Genomic DNA, 14,248 nt, shown 5'->3' on the forward strand with positions numbered 1-14,248 from the left:
CGTCCAGGCCATCATCGCCCTCGCACGCCGACGGGCGAGCGTCCTGTGGGTCCTCCTGCGCGACAACCGGGTATTCACCCCCGCCCCGCCAGTCACGCAGGCGGCTTGACTTCATCATTGAGACTCCTCGTGCTCCTCGCAGGTTTGGGGCAGGGCCGGGCCACGGCCGGCCCTCCGCTTTCCGGCACCGGGCACGCTACCCGGGGGGTCCGACAGCGGCGGTGCCGCGCGGCCGGGCGCCGGAACGGGCGGACGGCGCGGGGCGGCCTCGTGTTGCCGCCCGCCCCGCCGGGGCGGGCGCCCATAATGGCGCAGGCAGGACGAATCGACGGCGCCCCGGCGCGCCTTCACGGGGTGGGCCGGGCCGCCGGGCGCCAGGAAGGCGCGAGCCCATGAGCGCAGCGGAGCGCATCACCACGCCGTTCACCGCCGACTCCACCGCGGCCGAGGTGCTCGACGGCGTCGACCTCACCGGCCGCCGGGCCGTCGTGACCGGCGCCACCTCCGGCATCGGGGTGGAGATCGCGCGGGCGTTCGCCGCCGCGGGCGCCGAGGTGACGCTGGCCGCGCGCGACCCGGACACGGGCGAGGCGACCGCAGAGGACATCAGGGCGACGACGGGGAACCCGCGGATCGCGGTGGCGCGGCTGAACCTGTCCGACCAGGGTTCGGTGGCGGCCTTCACCGCGGGCTGGCAGGGCCCGTTGCACATCCTGGTGAACAACGCGGGCATCGTGTGCACGCCGGAGCTGCGCACCAGGGAGGGCTGGGAGCTGCAGTTCGCGACCAACCACCTCGGGCACTTCGCCCTCGCCACCGGGCTGCACCCGGTGCTCGCCGCGACCTCGGGGGCCAGGGTGGTGACGGTCAGCTCGGCGGCGCACCTGAGCGGCGGCGTGGACTTCGAGGACGTCCACTTCCGCCACCGGCCCTACGACCCCGCGCTCGCCTACGCCCAGTCGAAGACCGCCAACGTGCTGTTCGCGGTGGAGGCGAACCGGCGCTGGGCGAGCGAGGACATCACCGTCAACGCCGCGCACCCCGGGGCGATCAGGACCAGGCTGACCCGCCACCTGAGCCGGGACGAGGCCGAACGGGCGGCGGCCGGGGGCGAGTTCCCGTTCAGGACGCCGGAGCAGGGCGCGGCCACCCCCGTGCTCGTGGCGACCTGGCCGCCGCTGGCCGGCCGCGGGGGCCGCTACTTCGAGGACTGCAACGAGGCCGCGCCCCACGAGCCCGGCGCCCACAGCGGGGTCGCCGCGCACGCGCTCGACCAGCAGGCCGCCGCCCGGCTGTGGCGGCTGTCGCTGGAGATGCTGGCCGCGGCCAGGCACGCCTGACCGGCGCGCGGGCGCCCGGCTCGTGGGGGCGGGGCCCGGCCGGTGGGCCGCGCCCCGGCGCGCGCGGCGTATTCTTTGGACCCCCCGGGACCCGCCGCGGCGGCGCCCCGGAGGACGAGCCTCAGCGGCGAGGGGAGCGTGCAGTGCCGTCCATGCGAGACGTGGTCGTGGTGGGTGCCGGGCCGAACGGGCTGACCGCGGCCGTCGAGCTGGCCCGCCGCGGCCTGTCCGTCGAGGTGTTCGAGGCGAAGGAGACGGTCGGCGGCGGCGCCCGCACCGAGGAGCTGACCCTGCCCGGCTTCCGGCACGACCCGTGTTCCGCCGCGCACCCGATGGGGATCGGCTCGCCCGCCTTCGCCGCCATGCCGCTCGCGCGCTACGGCCTGACCTGGCTGCAGCCGGAGCTGTCCCTGGCCCACCCCTTCCCCGACGGCAGCGCCGCGGTGCTGGCCGCATCGGTGGGCGAGACGGCCGCCTCGCTCGACCCGCGGGACGCGGGCACCTACCGCCGCCTGCTGGCGCCCTTCCTCGGCAAGTGGGCCTCGCTCAGCGGCGACTTCCTCAAGGTGCCCTGGGACGGGCTGCCGCGCGACCCGGTCACGCTGGCCCGGTTCGGCCTGCACGCGGTCCAGCCGGCCTCGCTGCTGATGCGCAGGTTCCGCGGCGAGCGGGCCAGGACGCTGTTCTCCGGCCTCGCCGCGCACGTGATCTCCGTGCCGGGCACCCCCATGACCGGGGCGATCGCCCTCGTGTTCGCCCTCGCCGCCCACGAGCGCGGCTGGCCGCTGGCGCGCGGCGGCTCGCAGGCGATCTCCGACGCGCTCGCCGCCTACCTGCGCGACCTGGGCGGGGTGATCCACACCGGGGTCGAGGTCAGGCGCCTCGACGAACTGCCGCCGGCCAGGGCGTACATCTTCGACACCTCCCCGACCGCGCTGGCCAGGATCGCCGGCCTCGGGCGGGCCTTCGACGGATTCTCCTACGGCGCCGCCGCGTTCAAGGTGGACTACGCGCTCGACGGTCCCGTGCCGTGGAAGGCCCCCGAGGCCAGGCGGGCCGGGACCGTGCACCTGGGGGCGGACAGCGGCGAGATCCACGCGGCGCTGCGGGACGCCTCCGCGCGGGGGCGCGCCCCGGAGCGCCCCTTCCTCATCACCACCCAGCCGACGCTCGTCGACCCCGGCCGCGCGCCCGAGGGCAAGCACGTGTTCTACGCGTACGGGCACGTGCCGCGCGGCTGGGACGGCGACCTGACCGAGGCGATCGAGCGTCAGATCGAGCGGTTCGCGCCCGGGTTCCGCGACCTGGTGCTGGCCAGGGCCGTCGCCGGGCCCGCGGAACTGGCCCGGCGCAACGCCAACTACGTGGGCGGGGACATCGCCTGCGGCGCGTTCCGTGGACTGCAGACGATGTTCCGGCCGCGTCCTGCGGCGAACCCCTACGCGACCCCGCACCCGGCGGTCTTCCTGTGCTCCTCCGCCACCTGGCCGGGACCCGGGGTGCACGGGATGTCGGGACACAACGCGGCGAAGGCGGCCTGGCGCCGCCTCGGCCTGGCCACCCGGGTCTGAGCCGACCGCGCGCGCCCCGGGCCCGGCCGGTAGCGTCTGCGTCTTGTGGATCCGACCATACGACCTTCACACCCCTCGCCCCGCGGGGGCCGCGGCCGGCGGCGGCACGCCCGCACCGCCGCGACCGCCCTGGCCTGCGCCGTGGCCCTGCTCGCCGCCGGCTGCTCGGGCGGCAGCGACCGTCCCACCTCGGGCCGCTCCTCCAGCGGGCCGCAGGGCGGGGAGGCGAGCCAGGCGCAGGAGAGCTACCCGGGCCTGCCCGACGAGCTGGGCAGGCAGCGCCTGAGCTGGGCGACCTGCCAGGCCCCGACCCCGCTCCAGGGCACCAGCCCCGAGGGCGCCCCGGGCGAGGAGTGGGAGTGCGCCACCCTCACCGTCCCGCTCGACTGGGACGCGCCCGAGGGCGAGACGATCCCGATCGCCCTGATCCGCGAGCGGACCACCGCGCCCGAGGCCGACCGCATCGGCTCGCTCGTCTTCAACTTCGGCGGCCCGGGCGGCTCCGGGGTGGCCACCCTCCCGCCGGCCGCGGAGGAGTACGGCGAACTCCGCGCGGGCGGCTACGACCTGGTCAGCTTCGACCCGCGGGGCGTGGGCGAGAGCGCCGGCGTGGTCTGCCTGGACGACGCCGCCACGGACGCGCAGAACCAGGAGCTCACCGGCGTGCCCGACACCCCCGAGGAGGAGGCGCTGTCCGAGCGGCAGGACGAGGAGTACATCGCCGCCTGCGAGGCCAACTCGGGAGAGCTGCTGCCGCACGTCACCACCGCCAACACCGCACGCGACATGGACCTGCTGCGGCACGTCCTCGGCGACGAGCGGCTGAACTACTTCGGCATCTCCTACGGCACCAAGCTCGGCGCCGTCTACGCCCACCTCTTCCCCGGCAACGTCGGCCACACCGTGCTCGACGGCGTCGTCGACCCCGACCCCGACCAGGTGGCCCAGACCACCCTCCAGACCGAGGGCTTCCAGCTGGCCCTCGACCACTACCTGGCCCACTGCGCCCAGCAGGACGGCGCCGAGTGCCCGACCGGCAGCGACCCCGAGGCGGGCAACCAGGAGCTCGCCGGCCTCCTCGCCGGCCTGGAGGAGAGCCCGCTGCCGACCTCCGACCCCGACGGCAGGAAGCTGACCTCCCTCATCGCGCTGACCGCCGTCGCCGCCGCGCTCTACTCGCCCGACACCTGGGACTACCTGACCCTCGGCCTGCAGGAGGCCGTCTGGTCCGGCACCGGCGACACCCTGCTCTACCTCGCCGACCTCTACACCGGCCGCGACGCCCAGGGCCGTTACAGCAACCAGAACGCCGCCAACAACGCGATCAACTGCGCCGACGATCCCTCGGGCATGAGCCCGGAGGAGGCCACGGCCCACGAGGACGAACTCACCGGCATCTCCCCGGTGTTCGGCGAGTACATGGCGGCGACGCTGACCGGCTGCGAGGGCTGGCCGGTGTCCGCCTCCGAGACCGAGCGGCCCGCGTACGAGGCCCGGGACGCCGCCTCGCCGCTCCTGCTGGTGGCCACCACGGGCGACCCGGCCACCCCCTACGAGGGCGCCGCCCGGATGCAGGAGGCCATCGGCGGCCCCGGGGTGGCCCCGCTGCTCAGCTTCGACGGCGAGGGCCACAGCGCCTACACCTCGGGCGACGCCTGCGTCACCGGGGTGGTGAACGCCCACCTGCTGACCGGCGAGGTGCCCGAGGACGGGCGGGCCTGCTGAGAGGGCGCCCGGCCCGCCCCTCCCGGCGGGCCGGGCCGGTGTGACCGGCGCCGCCTCCGCGGGCCGGGGCGGGCATGGCCCGCACGGGCCCGGGCCGGATAGGGTCGCCAGCGGCTTTGACCGCCTGCTCGACCGCGGGGCGCTACGACCACAGGGGCTGACCATGACGGACACGGGGACCACCACGCGCGTGCTGATCGCCGCGGACAAGTTCAAGGGCTCGCTGACCGCGGCCCAGGTCGCGCGGCACGTCGCCGCGGGCCTGCGCGCGGCCAGGCCCGCCCTCGACGTGGCCTCGCTGCCCGTCGCCGACGGCGGGGACGGCACCGTGGACGCGGCGGTCGCCGGGGGCTTCTCGGCGCGGGAGGCCGAGGTGACGGGCCCGCTCGGCCTGCCCGTCACGGCCCGGTTCGCGCTGCGCGGGGACACGGCCGTGATCGAGATGGCGGAGGCCTCCGGGCTGCGCCTGCTGCCGCCGTTCACCTTCGCGCCGATGACCGCCACCACCTACGGGACGGGCGAGTTGATCGCGGCGGCGCTGGACGCCGGGGCGCGCACCGTCGTCCTCGGCGTGGGCGGCTCGGCGACCACGGACGGCGGCGCGGGCATGCTGACGGCCCTGGGCGCGCGGCTGTACGACGCGGAGGGCGACCCGCTGCCGCACGGTGGCGGGCCGCTGCGGGAGCTGGCCAGGGCGGACTTCTCCGGGCTCGACCCGCGGCTGAAGGACACCGCGTTCGTCCTCGCAAGCGACGTGGACAACCCGCTGACCGGCCCGGCGGGGGCCGCGGCCGTCTACGGCCCGCAGAAGGGGGCCGACCCGATGGACGTGGAGGCGCTCGACGCGGCGCTCACCACCTACGCGCGGGTGCTCGGGGAGACCCTGGGCGCCCCCGCCGCCGCGGCCGCCAAGGCCCCGGGCGCGGGCGCGGCCGGCGGCATCGGCTACGGCGCCCTCGTCGGCCTCGGCGCCACCTTCAGGCCGGGCATCGAGGTGCTCCTGGAGGTCCTCGGCTTCGAGGCCGCGCTGGCCGCCGCCGACCTGGTGATCACCGGCGAGGGCTCCCTCGACGCACAGACCCTGCACGGCAAGGCGCCCGCGGGCGTCGCCGCGGCGGCCAGGGCCGCGGGCAAGCCGGTGGTGGCCGTCTGCGGGCGCCTGGCCATCGAGGAGGCGGCCCTGCACGCGGCCGGGATCGAGGCCGCCTACGCGCTGACCGACCTGGAGCCCGACCCCGCGGTGTGCATCGCGCAGGCGGCGCCGCTGCTGGAGCGCGCCGCCCGCCGGCTCGCCGAGGAACGCCTGTGACCCCGGCCGCGCATCCGGCGCGAGGCGGCGGCCCCGTGGGCGGGCCGCCCCGGCGGGACGGCCCGATCCTCACTGCTCGCTGGTGGACACCACGTAGACCCGGGGGCGTTCCTCGCTGGTGACGTCGACCGTGACCGCCACCTCCGGCTCCGCCTGCGACTTGTGGACGACCAGCCCGGCGAAGGTGCGCCCCGGGTCCTCGAAGTCCCAGCCCACGGTGTTGGCGTCGGCCCTGCCGACGGTGACCTCGCCCTCCTCCAGCGCCGAGGGCTCGGTCCCCAGGTCCTCGAGGAAACGCGACAGCTGCCGCGGCGAGCAGCGGAACTCGACGTACATCGTGCTCCGGTCCCAGGAGTTCTCCTCGTAGTAGCCCACGTACGCGGCGCCGCTGGGGATGGGCACGTCGTAGATGCGCCGCTGGACCTTGCTCGGCCACTCGTAGATCAGCCCGCGCGCCGAGGCGATGCGCTCCTTGCCCTCGCCGCTGTCCCGGCTCTGGTAGGCGGAGAGCGCCAGGTAGCCCGCGGGCAGGGCGATCAGCAGCACGACGAAGAGGGCCGTCAGCCAGCGGTGGCGGGGGCGGCGGGGCGGGCGCCCCGGGGCCGCGGCGGGCGCGTCGGCCGTCGTCGTGGCCATCAGCCGGCCGCCCGCCCCCGCGGCGGCAGCCGCAGCTCGAAGCCGGTGCGGTGCACGCGCTCGGCGCGCCGCCGGTTGGCGCGCCGGAACCTGCGGGCCACCAGCCGCGCCAGGTCGGCGGCGCCCACCATGCCCGCGTCCGCGCCCAGCTCGGCGCGGACGACGGTGGCCTCGGGGCGGTAGCCGCGGCCGGTCAGCTGGCGGCGGAACGCGTCCCGCGCGGGCGCGATGAGCAGCTCGTCCGCCTCGCTGACGCCCCCGCCGATGACGAACCTGGCCGGGTCGAGGGCGGCGGCCAGGTTGGCGATGCCCACGCCGAGCCAGCGGCCGACGTCCTCCAGCAGCTCCACGCACATCGGGTCGCCCGCCCTGGCCAGCTCGCTGATCAGCGGGCCGGTGATGTCGCCGATCTGGTGGCCCACCCGGTCCAGGATGTGCTGGGCCACCGGCGAGTCGGCCGCGGCCAGCTCGCGGGCCTCGCGCACCAGGGCGTTGCCCGAGCTGTACTGCTCCCAGCAGCCCCGGTTCCCGCAGGGGCAGCGGTGGCCGCCCGGCACCACCTGCATGTGGCCGAACTCGCCCGCGACCCCGAACGCGCCGCGCTTGACGCGGCCGCCCTCCAGTATGGCGCCGCCGATGCCGGTCCCCAGGGTGATCATCACCAGGTGCTCGGCGCCCCGGCCGGCGCCGAAGCGCCACTCGCCCCAGGCGGCCGTGTTCGCGTCGTTGTCCACCATGATCGGCACCGCGAGCCGGGTGGCCAGGGAGTCGCGCAGCGGCTCGTTGCGCCAGGCCAGGTGCGGCGCGAACAGCACGCGCGAGCGGTCGGCGTCCACCCAGCCCGCGGCCCCGATGCCCACGGCGTGCACGTCGTGCCGGTCGGACAGGTCGAGGACGAGCTCGGCGATGGTGTCCTCGACGACCTTCGGGCTCTTGGACTTGTCCGGCGTCTCGGTGCGCACCCGCTCCAGGATGGTGCCGTCGGCGTCCACGACCCCCGCCATCACCTTGGTCCCGCCGATGTCGATGCCGACGGTGGGGACCCGGGGGGCGGACAGATGTGAGCGCCGCTCGCGCGTGGCGAGGGCGCGCAGCACGTTGCCCCGCGCCGTCCGGCGGTTCGCGCGCTCACGGTAGGTACTCATCGGCTCGATTGTGCCCTACCCCGGCGTGGGCCGGGCCGGTGGCCGCCCGCATCGGGGTGCTCCCCTCCTGCGGCGGCCGAAAGGCCCCCGGGCGCCCGATGCGCTCGATGCGGCCGGGGCGATCCCCCGCCGCCCGGGCGCACGGGCGTGGCTGCCCGGCAGGCCGGCCGGGCGGCTTTCCGCGGGGGCGTTGCCGGGAAATGCCGGGGCCGCGCGGTGCCGGATGCCGCTGCCGCGTCCCGGCTTTTCGGCATTCGTGCAAAGATCCCGCTGAACCGGATCGGGGATCTCCCGGGAGAAACCGGCTCAGGGCGCGGGAGGAGAGCAGGTGAAGCGTCCCACGATGCAGGACATCGCCCGCCGGGCGGGCGTGACCAAGGCCGCCGTTTCCTTCGCGCTGAACGGGCGCCGGGGCGTCTCCGAGCCGACGCGGCGGCGCATTCTCGCGATCGCCGAGGAACTCGGCTGGCAGCCCAGCAGCGCCGCCAGGGCCCTGTCCGACGGCAGGGCGGGCTCCTTCGGGATGGTCATCGACCGGCCGGCGCGCACGCTGGGCCTCGAACCCTTCTTCATGCAGCTGATCTCCGGCATCCAGGCCGAACTGGCCGTGGACACCACGCCCCTGCTGCTGACCATGGCCGAGGACCAGGCCGCGGAGATCGCCCTGTACCGCAGCTGGTGGGCGCGCCGCCTGGTGGACGGGGTCTTCCTGGTCGACCTCCAGGTCGAGGACGCCAGGGTGCCGGTGCTCCGGGAGCTGGGCATGCCCGTGGTGGTGATCGGCGCGCCGCTCGGCACCGGCGGGCTGCCCGCCGTGTGGAGCGACGACGCGGCCGCGGTGGCCACGGCGGTCGCCCACCTCGCGGAGCTGGGGCACCGGCGCCTCGCCCGCGTCTCGGGGCCAGGGCACCTGCGGCACACCTCGATCAGGAACGCCGCCTTCGACCGGGTGATCCGCGAACTCGGCCTGAGCGGGCGGACCCTGGAGGCCGACTACAGCGGCGAACGGGGCGCGGCGGCCACCGCCGAGCTGCTCGGCGGGCCGGGGCGGCCGACGGCGATCCTCTACGACAACGACGTGATGGCCGTCTCGGGGCTGACCGCGGCCCAGCGGCTCGGCCTCGCCGTCCCCGCCGAGCTGTCGATCGTCGCCTGGGACGACTCCCCGCTGTGCGAGCTGGTCAGCCCCTCGCTCACCGCGCTCAGCCGGGACATCTGCGCCTACGGCGCCCACGCGGCCAGGCGGCTGCGGGAGGCGGCGGGCGGCGCGGCCACCGGCGACAGCGAGGACCCGGCGCCCTCGCTCGCCCGGCGCGGCTCCACGGGGCCGGCTCCCCGGGACGGATAGTGCCGCAGGGCACCCCCGGGGCGGCGCGGCAAAAGAAGTAAACCGGTTTAGAGAGCTCCCTCCCGGGATGCCGGAAGGGAAGCGGGACGATTCTGCGAACACGTCCGCACAGGGCCGCACCGAAATTTTCGCAATCGCCTGGCCCTGGTTTTCCTCCGCACTTCCCGCCGCTCTCCCCTCTTGACGCTGAACCGGTAAAGCAGTTGACTTCCCTCGGCCCGCCGGGGCCGCGCGACCGCCCTCGCCTCAACCGCCTTCCCCGCGAGGAGCCGCAGCCGCGCCACGCACGCCTTCCGGCCTTCCGCCGACGTGCGCGGACACGGCTCGGCCCGGCTGCCGGTCGCGCCCCGACGGGCCCGCCGGCGCTGCGCCGCCTTGCCGCGGCGCAGCGCCCCTCGCCCTGCGGGCGCCGTTCACTCGCCCGTGCGCCGGCGGGCGGGACTCCCCCGCCGTCCGGCGGCGCGCCCCCGCGGCCGGTCCGGGGCCAGCCGCCACAGGGTCACCACCTCCGCGGCGCGCGCGGCGTGCAGCGGGTCCGCACGCCGGCGCGAGCGCGGGTGCCCGGGCCTGGTGCGGAGCCGGCCCGCCACCCGCAGCCCGGCGGCCGCGATCAGCTCCCGCAGCTCCCCGGGGGCGCGCAGGCCCAGGCGCTCGGCCAGGTCGGAGAGGATCAGCCAGCCCTCGCCGCCCGGCCGCAGGTGCCCGTCGAGCCCGTTCAGGAAGCCACGCAGCATGCGGCTCTCCGGGTCGTGGACGCCCGCGTCGAGCGGCGCCCGCGGATCGCCGGGCAGCCAGGGCGGGTTGCACACGACGAGGTCGGCGCGCCCCTCCGGGTACAGGGCGGGCCCGGTGATCCGGACGCGGGCGGAGAGGCCGAGCCGCCCCATGGTGTCGCGGGCGCAGGCCAGGGCGCGCGGGCTGACGTCGGTGGCCAGGACGCGGCCGAACCCGCGGCGGGCCAGCACGGCGGCGAGGACTCCGGTGCCCGTGCCGAGGTCGAAGGCGATCCGCCGGGCGCCCCCGGCGGTGGCCGCGGGCAGCGGCGCCTCGGCGACCAGGCGGACGTACTCGCCCCTGGTGGGCGGGAAGACGCCGTAGTGCGGGTGGATGCGTGCGCCCAGGGCGGGCACCACGACTCCCGTGCGGCGCCACTGGTGCGCCCCCAGCACGCCGAGCAGTTCGCTCAGCGCGACCACCATCGGGCCGCGCACCGGCCCGTATGCCTCGGCACAGGCGCGGCGGACGTCGGGGGCCCCGGGCAGGTCGAGGCCGAGGTCCTCGCCGAGCAGCACCAGCAGCGCGCCGCGGGCCGCCGCCCGGCGGGCGCGGGCGGCGCGGTGGGCGGCGTAGGAACCGGGCGGGCTCCCCGCCGGGGAGGGCTCGCGCGCGGCGCGGCTGCCGAGTTCCCGCAGCAGGCGCCCGGCCCCGGGGTAGTCGCCGCGCCACAGCAGTGCCGTGCCCCCGCGGGCCAGGCGGTAGGCGGCGTCCCGGCTCAGGCTCTCGTCGGCGGGGAGGACCCGCCCGGGCGGCGGGGCGCCCTGCGCGGAGTGCCAGGGGGCGGCTCTGGGGAAGTGGGCCTCCCGCCAGCGCACCAGGGGCGCGGCACCGGCCGGGGGCAGGCCGGGCCCGGCCGGTGGGCCGTCCGCGGACGGAGGCGGGGACGGGGGCGGGGACTCGGGCGGTGGGGTGGAAGGGGGCGTGCATCGGGACGTGGACACCACGTGCTCCTCGTGCTCGGGCCAACGGTGACGCGAGACGCACGTCGGCGGGGAGCGCTGCCGGGGCCGCCCGACGCGGGGCCGCGCCGGTGGTGCCCGCGCCGGGGCCGGTCCCGCCCGGGGCCGCGATCCGCCCCGGGGCCGGGGCGATCGGGCGGACGGTGTGACGGGCGGCAGGGGTGACGGGCCGGCTATCGCTCCCGCGCCGAGGCGCGGCGGGAGGCGTCGCCGAGGACGAGGCCGGGAACCGGGGCGGGGGCACAGCCCGAGATCATCAACCCGCCCCTTCCGGTCGCCTGGCGTTCGGTCACCTGCACGTGGGCCCGAGGTTCGCACGGCGGGGCGCCGCGGGGCAAGCCGGGGCGCCTGCCGGGGCGTTCACCAGCGGACCGGCAGGCTCACCGGTCCCCTGATGAGCATGCCCACGCGCCAGGAGAGGGCGTCGGGGGCCGGCACGTCGAGGGCCAGCCCGGGGGCGCGGGCGAGGAGTTCCGCAAAGGCGACGCGGGCCTCCAGGCGGGCCAGCGGCGCGCCGAGGCAGTAGTGGATGCCGTGGCCGAAGGCGATGTGCCCCCGGGTCTCGCGGGTGATGTCGAACCGCGCCGGCTCGGGGAACTTCGCCTCGTCGCGGTCCGCGTCCGCGATCACCGGGAGGACGACCTCCCCGGCCGGGATGAGGGTGCCGGCGATCCGCGTCGGCTCCCTGGTGAAGCGGACGGTGGGGGTGGGCACGGGTCCGTCGTACCGCAGCATCTCCTCCACCGCGCCCTCCAGCAGGGAGGGGTCGCCGCGCAGCAGGGCGAGCTGGTCGGGGTGGGTGAGCAGGGCCAGGGTGCCGTTGGTGATCAGATTCACGGTCGTCTCGTGGCCGGCGATGAGCAGGATCCAGGCCATGCCGAGCAGTTCCCCGGGGGAGAGCCGGTCGCCCTCCTCGTCGGCCGTGGCGATCAGGTCGCTCATCAGGTCCTCGCCCGGCCGGCTGCGCTTGGCCTCGACGAGGTCGGCGAGGTACGCGCCGACCAGCGGCACCGCGGCCTCCTGCTCCTCGACGGGCGCGGCGCTCGTCAGCGTGTTGGACCAGGCGCGGAACTGCTCGCGGTCCAGCTCGGGGACCCCGAGCAGCTCGCAGATCACGGTCATCGGCAGCGGGAAGGACAGGGCCGGCACCAGGTCGGCGCGCCGCGACGGGGCGGCGAGCATGGCGTCGAGCAGCCCGGTCGTGATCTCCCGCACCCGCGGTTCGAGGGCGGCCACCCGGCGGGCGGTGAACTCCCTGGCGACCAGCCGCCGCAGCCTGGTGTGGTCGGGCGGGTCCACGGCCAGCAGGTGCGTGTCGGGGCCCGGGCGCACATAGCCGACCTCCCCGGGGGCGGTGGGGTACGCCTTGACCAGCCGCGGGTCGGCGAGTGCCGCCCGCGCCTCCTCGTAGCCGAGAATCAGCCAGGCCTCGTAGCCTGCGGGCGTGCGCACGCGCTGCACGGGGCCGCGGGCGCGCAGCCGCGCGAAGACCTCGTAGGGGTTGCGCGCGAAGTCCTGGCCGAGCGCCGCCAGGTCGGCGATGACGTCCTGCGCCACGAGGCCCCACCCTTCGTCGTGCCGTTCGTCCTGCCGCGTCGCCGGCCGGGCCGGCCCGGGCGTCCTCCGGCATCATCGCCGCCGCCCTGGCGGAGCGTCAACGACCGGCCCCGACCTGCGGGTTCACGGAAGAAGCCCCTGGCACGCCGGGGTGCGGGCGCGGCAATCGGCGCCGGGAACGCCGCGGGGGCAGCGCGGGAAGGAACCCGAGAGGAAGGCGGGAGGAACGCGAAAGGGAGGCGGAAGGAACGCGGGAGGAACCCGAAAGGAACGCCGCAGAAAAGGGGGCGCCGGAACCGTGTGGGGGACGGTTCCGGCGCCGTGTGGGGGGACGCGCGTGCGGGAGTCGTGGGGTGGGCCGGGCGGCCGGCCGCCAGGTCAGCAGTCGAAGTCGACGAGGTCGAAGGAGGCGTAGTGGTCGGCGGTGTAGTAGTCCTCCTCGTAGCCCTCGCCGGTGACGATGCGGCGGGCGCCGCGGTCGTCGCTGCCGGGGGTCTCCACGGTGTACTCGTGGTAGTAGCCGGAGGGCTGGGAGGGGAGGATGCCCTCGCGGTTCTGGAAGACGGTCCCGTCCTGGGGATAGGGGAACGGGCCGCCCGCGTCGATCAGGTCGAGCGTGTCGTATGCCTCGTCGGGGAGGTCGGTGTAGCAGATGTCGCCGACGGCGAACGGCGCGACGGTGGCGGCGGGCCGGTCCGCGAGGGTGGGGGAGGCGGCGGTCGCCTGACCGCCGAGGAGCACGGTCGTCAGCAGGGCGCCGAGGGCGCCGATCCGGACAGTCCCGCGAAGGCGGGAGCGAGGGTTCATGCCCATGCCAACAGGATGGGCCGAGGGCCGCGCGGCTCGTCAACGTGGCCCTGCGGATATTTCCCAGGAGTTCACAGGATGGTCCCGCCGCTCCACAGCTTCCCCCCGGCGGCCGCCACAGAGCATTCGCCTCACTCGCACCGGCGTCCGGTTTCGGCCGTGGGGCGGCGGGGAGGGCGCGCCGGGTGCGGGTAGGCTGCCGCTGATCGCCACACCGAGCCCCGACCTCTTCGAACAGGAACGCGACGTGCCGCCGTCCGACGTCCGCAAGTCCTCCGCCAGCGGCGGGGTCCAGTCCCTGGAGCGCGCCTTCGGCCTGCTGGAGCACATGGCCGACGCGGGCGGGGAGACGGGGCTGAGCGAGCTCGCGGCGAGCAGCGGCCTGCCGCTGCCCACGATCCACCGGCTGATGCGCACCCTGGTCGCCTGCGGCTACGTGCGCCAGCAGCCCAACCGCCGCTACGCGCTTGGCCCGCGGCTGATCCGCCTCGGGGAGAGCGCGGCGCGCCCGCTCGCCACCTGGGCCAGGCCGCACCTGGCCCGGCTGGTGGAGGAGACCGGCGAGACGGCCAACATGGCGCTGCTCGACGGGGACGACGCCGTCTACGTGGCGCAGGTGCCCTCGCGGCACTCGATGCGGATGTTCACGGAGGTCGGGCGCCGGGTCAGGCCGCACTCGACGGGGGTGGGGAAGGCGCTGCTCGCCGGGCTCCCCGACCGCGAGGTGCGGGCCCTGCTCGCCCGCACCGGGATGCCGGCGGCGACCGAGCGCACGCTCACGACGCCGGACGCGTTCCTGGAGGCGCTGACCCGGGTCCGCGCCCGCGGCTACGCCGTCGACGACAACGAGCAGGAGATAGGCGTGCGATGCGTCGCGGTGCGGGTCCCCGACTCCCCCACCTCGGCGGCGATCTCGGTGTCGGGTCCCGCCGGGCGGGTCACCGACGAGGCCATCGAGAAGATGGTGCCGCTCCTGCAGGAGGTCGCGCGGGACCTGTCCGCGGCGCTCGCCGGCCACACCGGCGCCTGAGCCGCGCCCGCCCCGGTTTCCCGGCGCGCCCGGGCCCGCGCGCT

Annotated in this window: 11 protein-coding genes; 6 read left to right on the forward strand and 5 right to left on the reverse strand. The window is 76.6% G+C overall.

The features are described from left to right. The first annotated feature begins 392 nt into the window (after positions 1-392). The 4 genes from D7294_RS24410 to D7294_RS24425 all read left to right on the forward strand — a co-directional run bounded on the left by D7294_RS24410 (position 393) and on the right by D7294_RS24425 (position 5,945). The gene (locus D7294_RS24410) at positions 393-1,340 is read left to right on the forward strand and encodes an SDR family NAD(P)-dependent oxidoreductase (protein WP_120683363.1); all 948 of its coding nucleotides are present in this window, start codon (positions 393-395) and stop codon (positions 1,338-1,340) included. Between the two features lie 152 nt (positions 1,341-1,492). Next, positions 1,493-2,911: a phytoene desaturase family protein gene (locus D7294_RS24415; protein ID WP_120683569.1), complete on the forward strand. Its 1,419-nt coding sequence runs from the start codon at positions 1,493-1,495 to the stop codon at positions 2,909-2,911. Positions 2,912-2,956: 45 nt separating this feature from the next. Further along, the gene (locus tag D7294_RS24420) at positions 2,957-4,636 is read left to right on the forward strand and encodes an alpha/beta hydrolase (protein WP_241562595.1); all 1,680 of its coding nucleotides are present in this window, start codon (positions 2,957-2,959) and stop codon (positions 4,634-4,636) included. A gap of 163 nt (positions 4,637-4,799) precedes the next feature. Continuing rightward, positions 4,800-5,945, forward strand: coding sequence for a glycerate kinase (locus D7294_RS24425; RefSeq protein ID WP_120683365.1), 1,146 nt, complete (start codon positions 4,800-4,802; stop codon positions 5,943-5,945). A gap of 69 nt (positions 5,946-6,014) precedes the next feature. On the opposite strand, the gene D7294_RS24430 is transcribed toward D7294_RS24425, so the two are convergent. Together D7294_RS24430 and D7294_RS24435 are read right to left on the reverse strand one after the other, a co-directional pair. Next, positions 6,015-6,581 (reverse strand): hypothetical protein, encoded by a 567-nt coding sequence (locus tag D7294_RS24430; RefSeq protein ID WP_120683367.1) that lies wholly within the window; start codon positions 6,579-6,581, stop codon positions 6,015-6,017. Further along, positions 6,581-7,726 carry an ROK family glucokinase gene (locus D7294_RS24435; protein WP_120683369.1) on the reverse strand — a complete coding sequence of 382 codons (1,146 nt, stop codon included), beginning with the start codon at positions 7,724-7,726 and terminating at the stop codon, positions 6,581-6,583. Before D7294_RS24435 ends, D7294_RS24430 begins: the two co-directional genes overlap by 1 nt. Before the next feature lie 328 nt (positions 7,727-8,054). Here D7294_RS24435 and D7294_RS24440 point away from each other — a divergent pair, with 328 nt between their 5' ends. Further along, positions 8,055-9,074 (forward strand): LacI family DNA-binding transcriptional regulator, encoded by a 1,020-nt coding sequence (locus D7294_RS24440; protein ID WP_120683371.1) that lies wholly within the window; start codon positions 8,055-8,057, stop codon positions 9,072-9,074. A gap of 413 nt (positions 9,075-9,487) precedes the next feature. Here D7294_RS24440 and D7294_RS24445 read toward each other — a convergent pair whose 3' ends face one another. From D7294_RS24445 to D7294_RS24455, 3 genes are all read right to left on the reverse strand, one after another. Then, positions 9,488-10,792, reverse strand: coding sequence for a methyltransferase (locus tag D7294_RS24445; protein ID WP_479681733.1), 1,305 nt, complete (start codon positions 10,790-10,792; stop codon positions 9,488-9,490). Positions 10,793-11,170: 378 nt separating this feature from the next. Further along, positions 11,171-12,367: a cytochrome P450 family protein gene (locus D7294_RS24450; RefSeq protein ID WP_120683373.1), complete on the reverse strand. Its 1,197-nt coding sequence runs from the start codon at positions 12,365-12,367 to the stop codon at positions 11,171-11,173. Positions 12,368-12,745: 378 nt separating this feature from the next. Continuing rightward, the gene (locus D7294_RS24455; protein WP_241562596.1) at positions 12,746-13,180 is read right to left on the reverse strand and encodes a guanyl-specific ribonuclease; all 435 of its coding nucleotides are present in this window, start codon (positions 13,178-13,180) and stop codon (positions 12,746-12,748) included. A gap of 241 nt (positions 13,181-13,421) precedes the next feature. Here D7294_RS24455 and D7294_RS24460 point away from each other — a divergent pair, with 241 nt between their 5' ends. Then, positions 13,422-14,204, forward strand: a complete 783-nt coding sequence (locus tag D7294_RS24460; protein WP_120683375.1) for an IclR family transcriptional regulator — start codon at positions 13,422-13,424, stop codon at positions 14,202-14,204. Positions 14,205-14,248: the final 44 nt, after the last annotated feature.

Origin of the sequence: Streptomyces hoynatensis, from assembly GCF_003626535.1 — a bacterium.
GTDB lineage: Bacteria > Actinomycetota > Actinomycetes > Streptomycetales > Streptomycetaceae > Streptomyces > Streptomyces hoynatensis.

Bases quoted from the DNA above. Each gene is read 5' to 3' on its own strand.
- D7294_RS24430 (WP_120683367.1), bottom strand. From the start codon at position 6,581: ATGGCCACGACGACGGCCGACGCGCCCGCCGCGGCCCCGGGGCGCCCG.
- D7294_RS24410 (WP_120683363.1), top strand. From the start codon at position 393: ATGAGCGCAGCGGAGCGCATCACCACGCCGTTCACCGCCGACTCCACC.
- D7294_RS24425 (WP_120683365.1), top strand. From the start codon at position 4,800: ATGACGGACACGGGGACCACCACGCGCGTGCTGATCGCCGCGGACAAG.
- D7294_RS24455 (WP_241562596.1), bottom strand. From the start codon at position 13,180: ATGGGCATGAACCCTCGCTCCCGCCTTCGCGGGACTGTCCGGATCGGC.
- D7294_RS24415 (WP_120683569.1), top strand. From the start codon at position 1,493: ATGCGAGACGTGGTCGTGGTGGGTGCCGGGCCGAACGGGCTGACCGCG.
- D7294_RS24435 (WP_120683369.1), bottom strand. From the start codon at position 7,726: ATGAGTACCTACCGTGAGCGCGCGAACCGCCGGACGGCGCGGGGCAAC.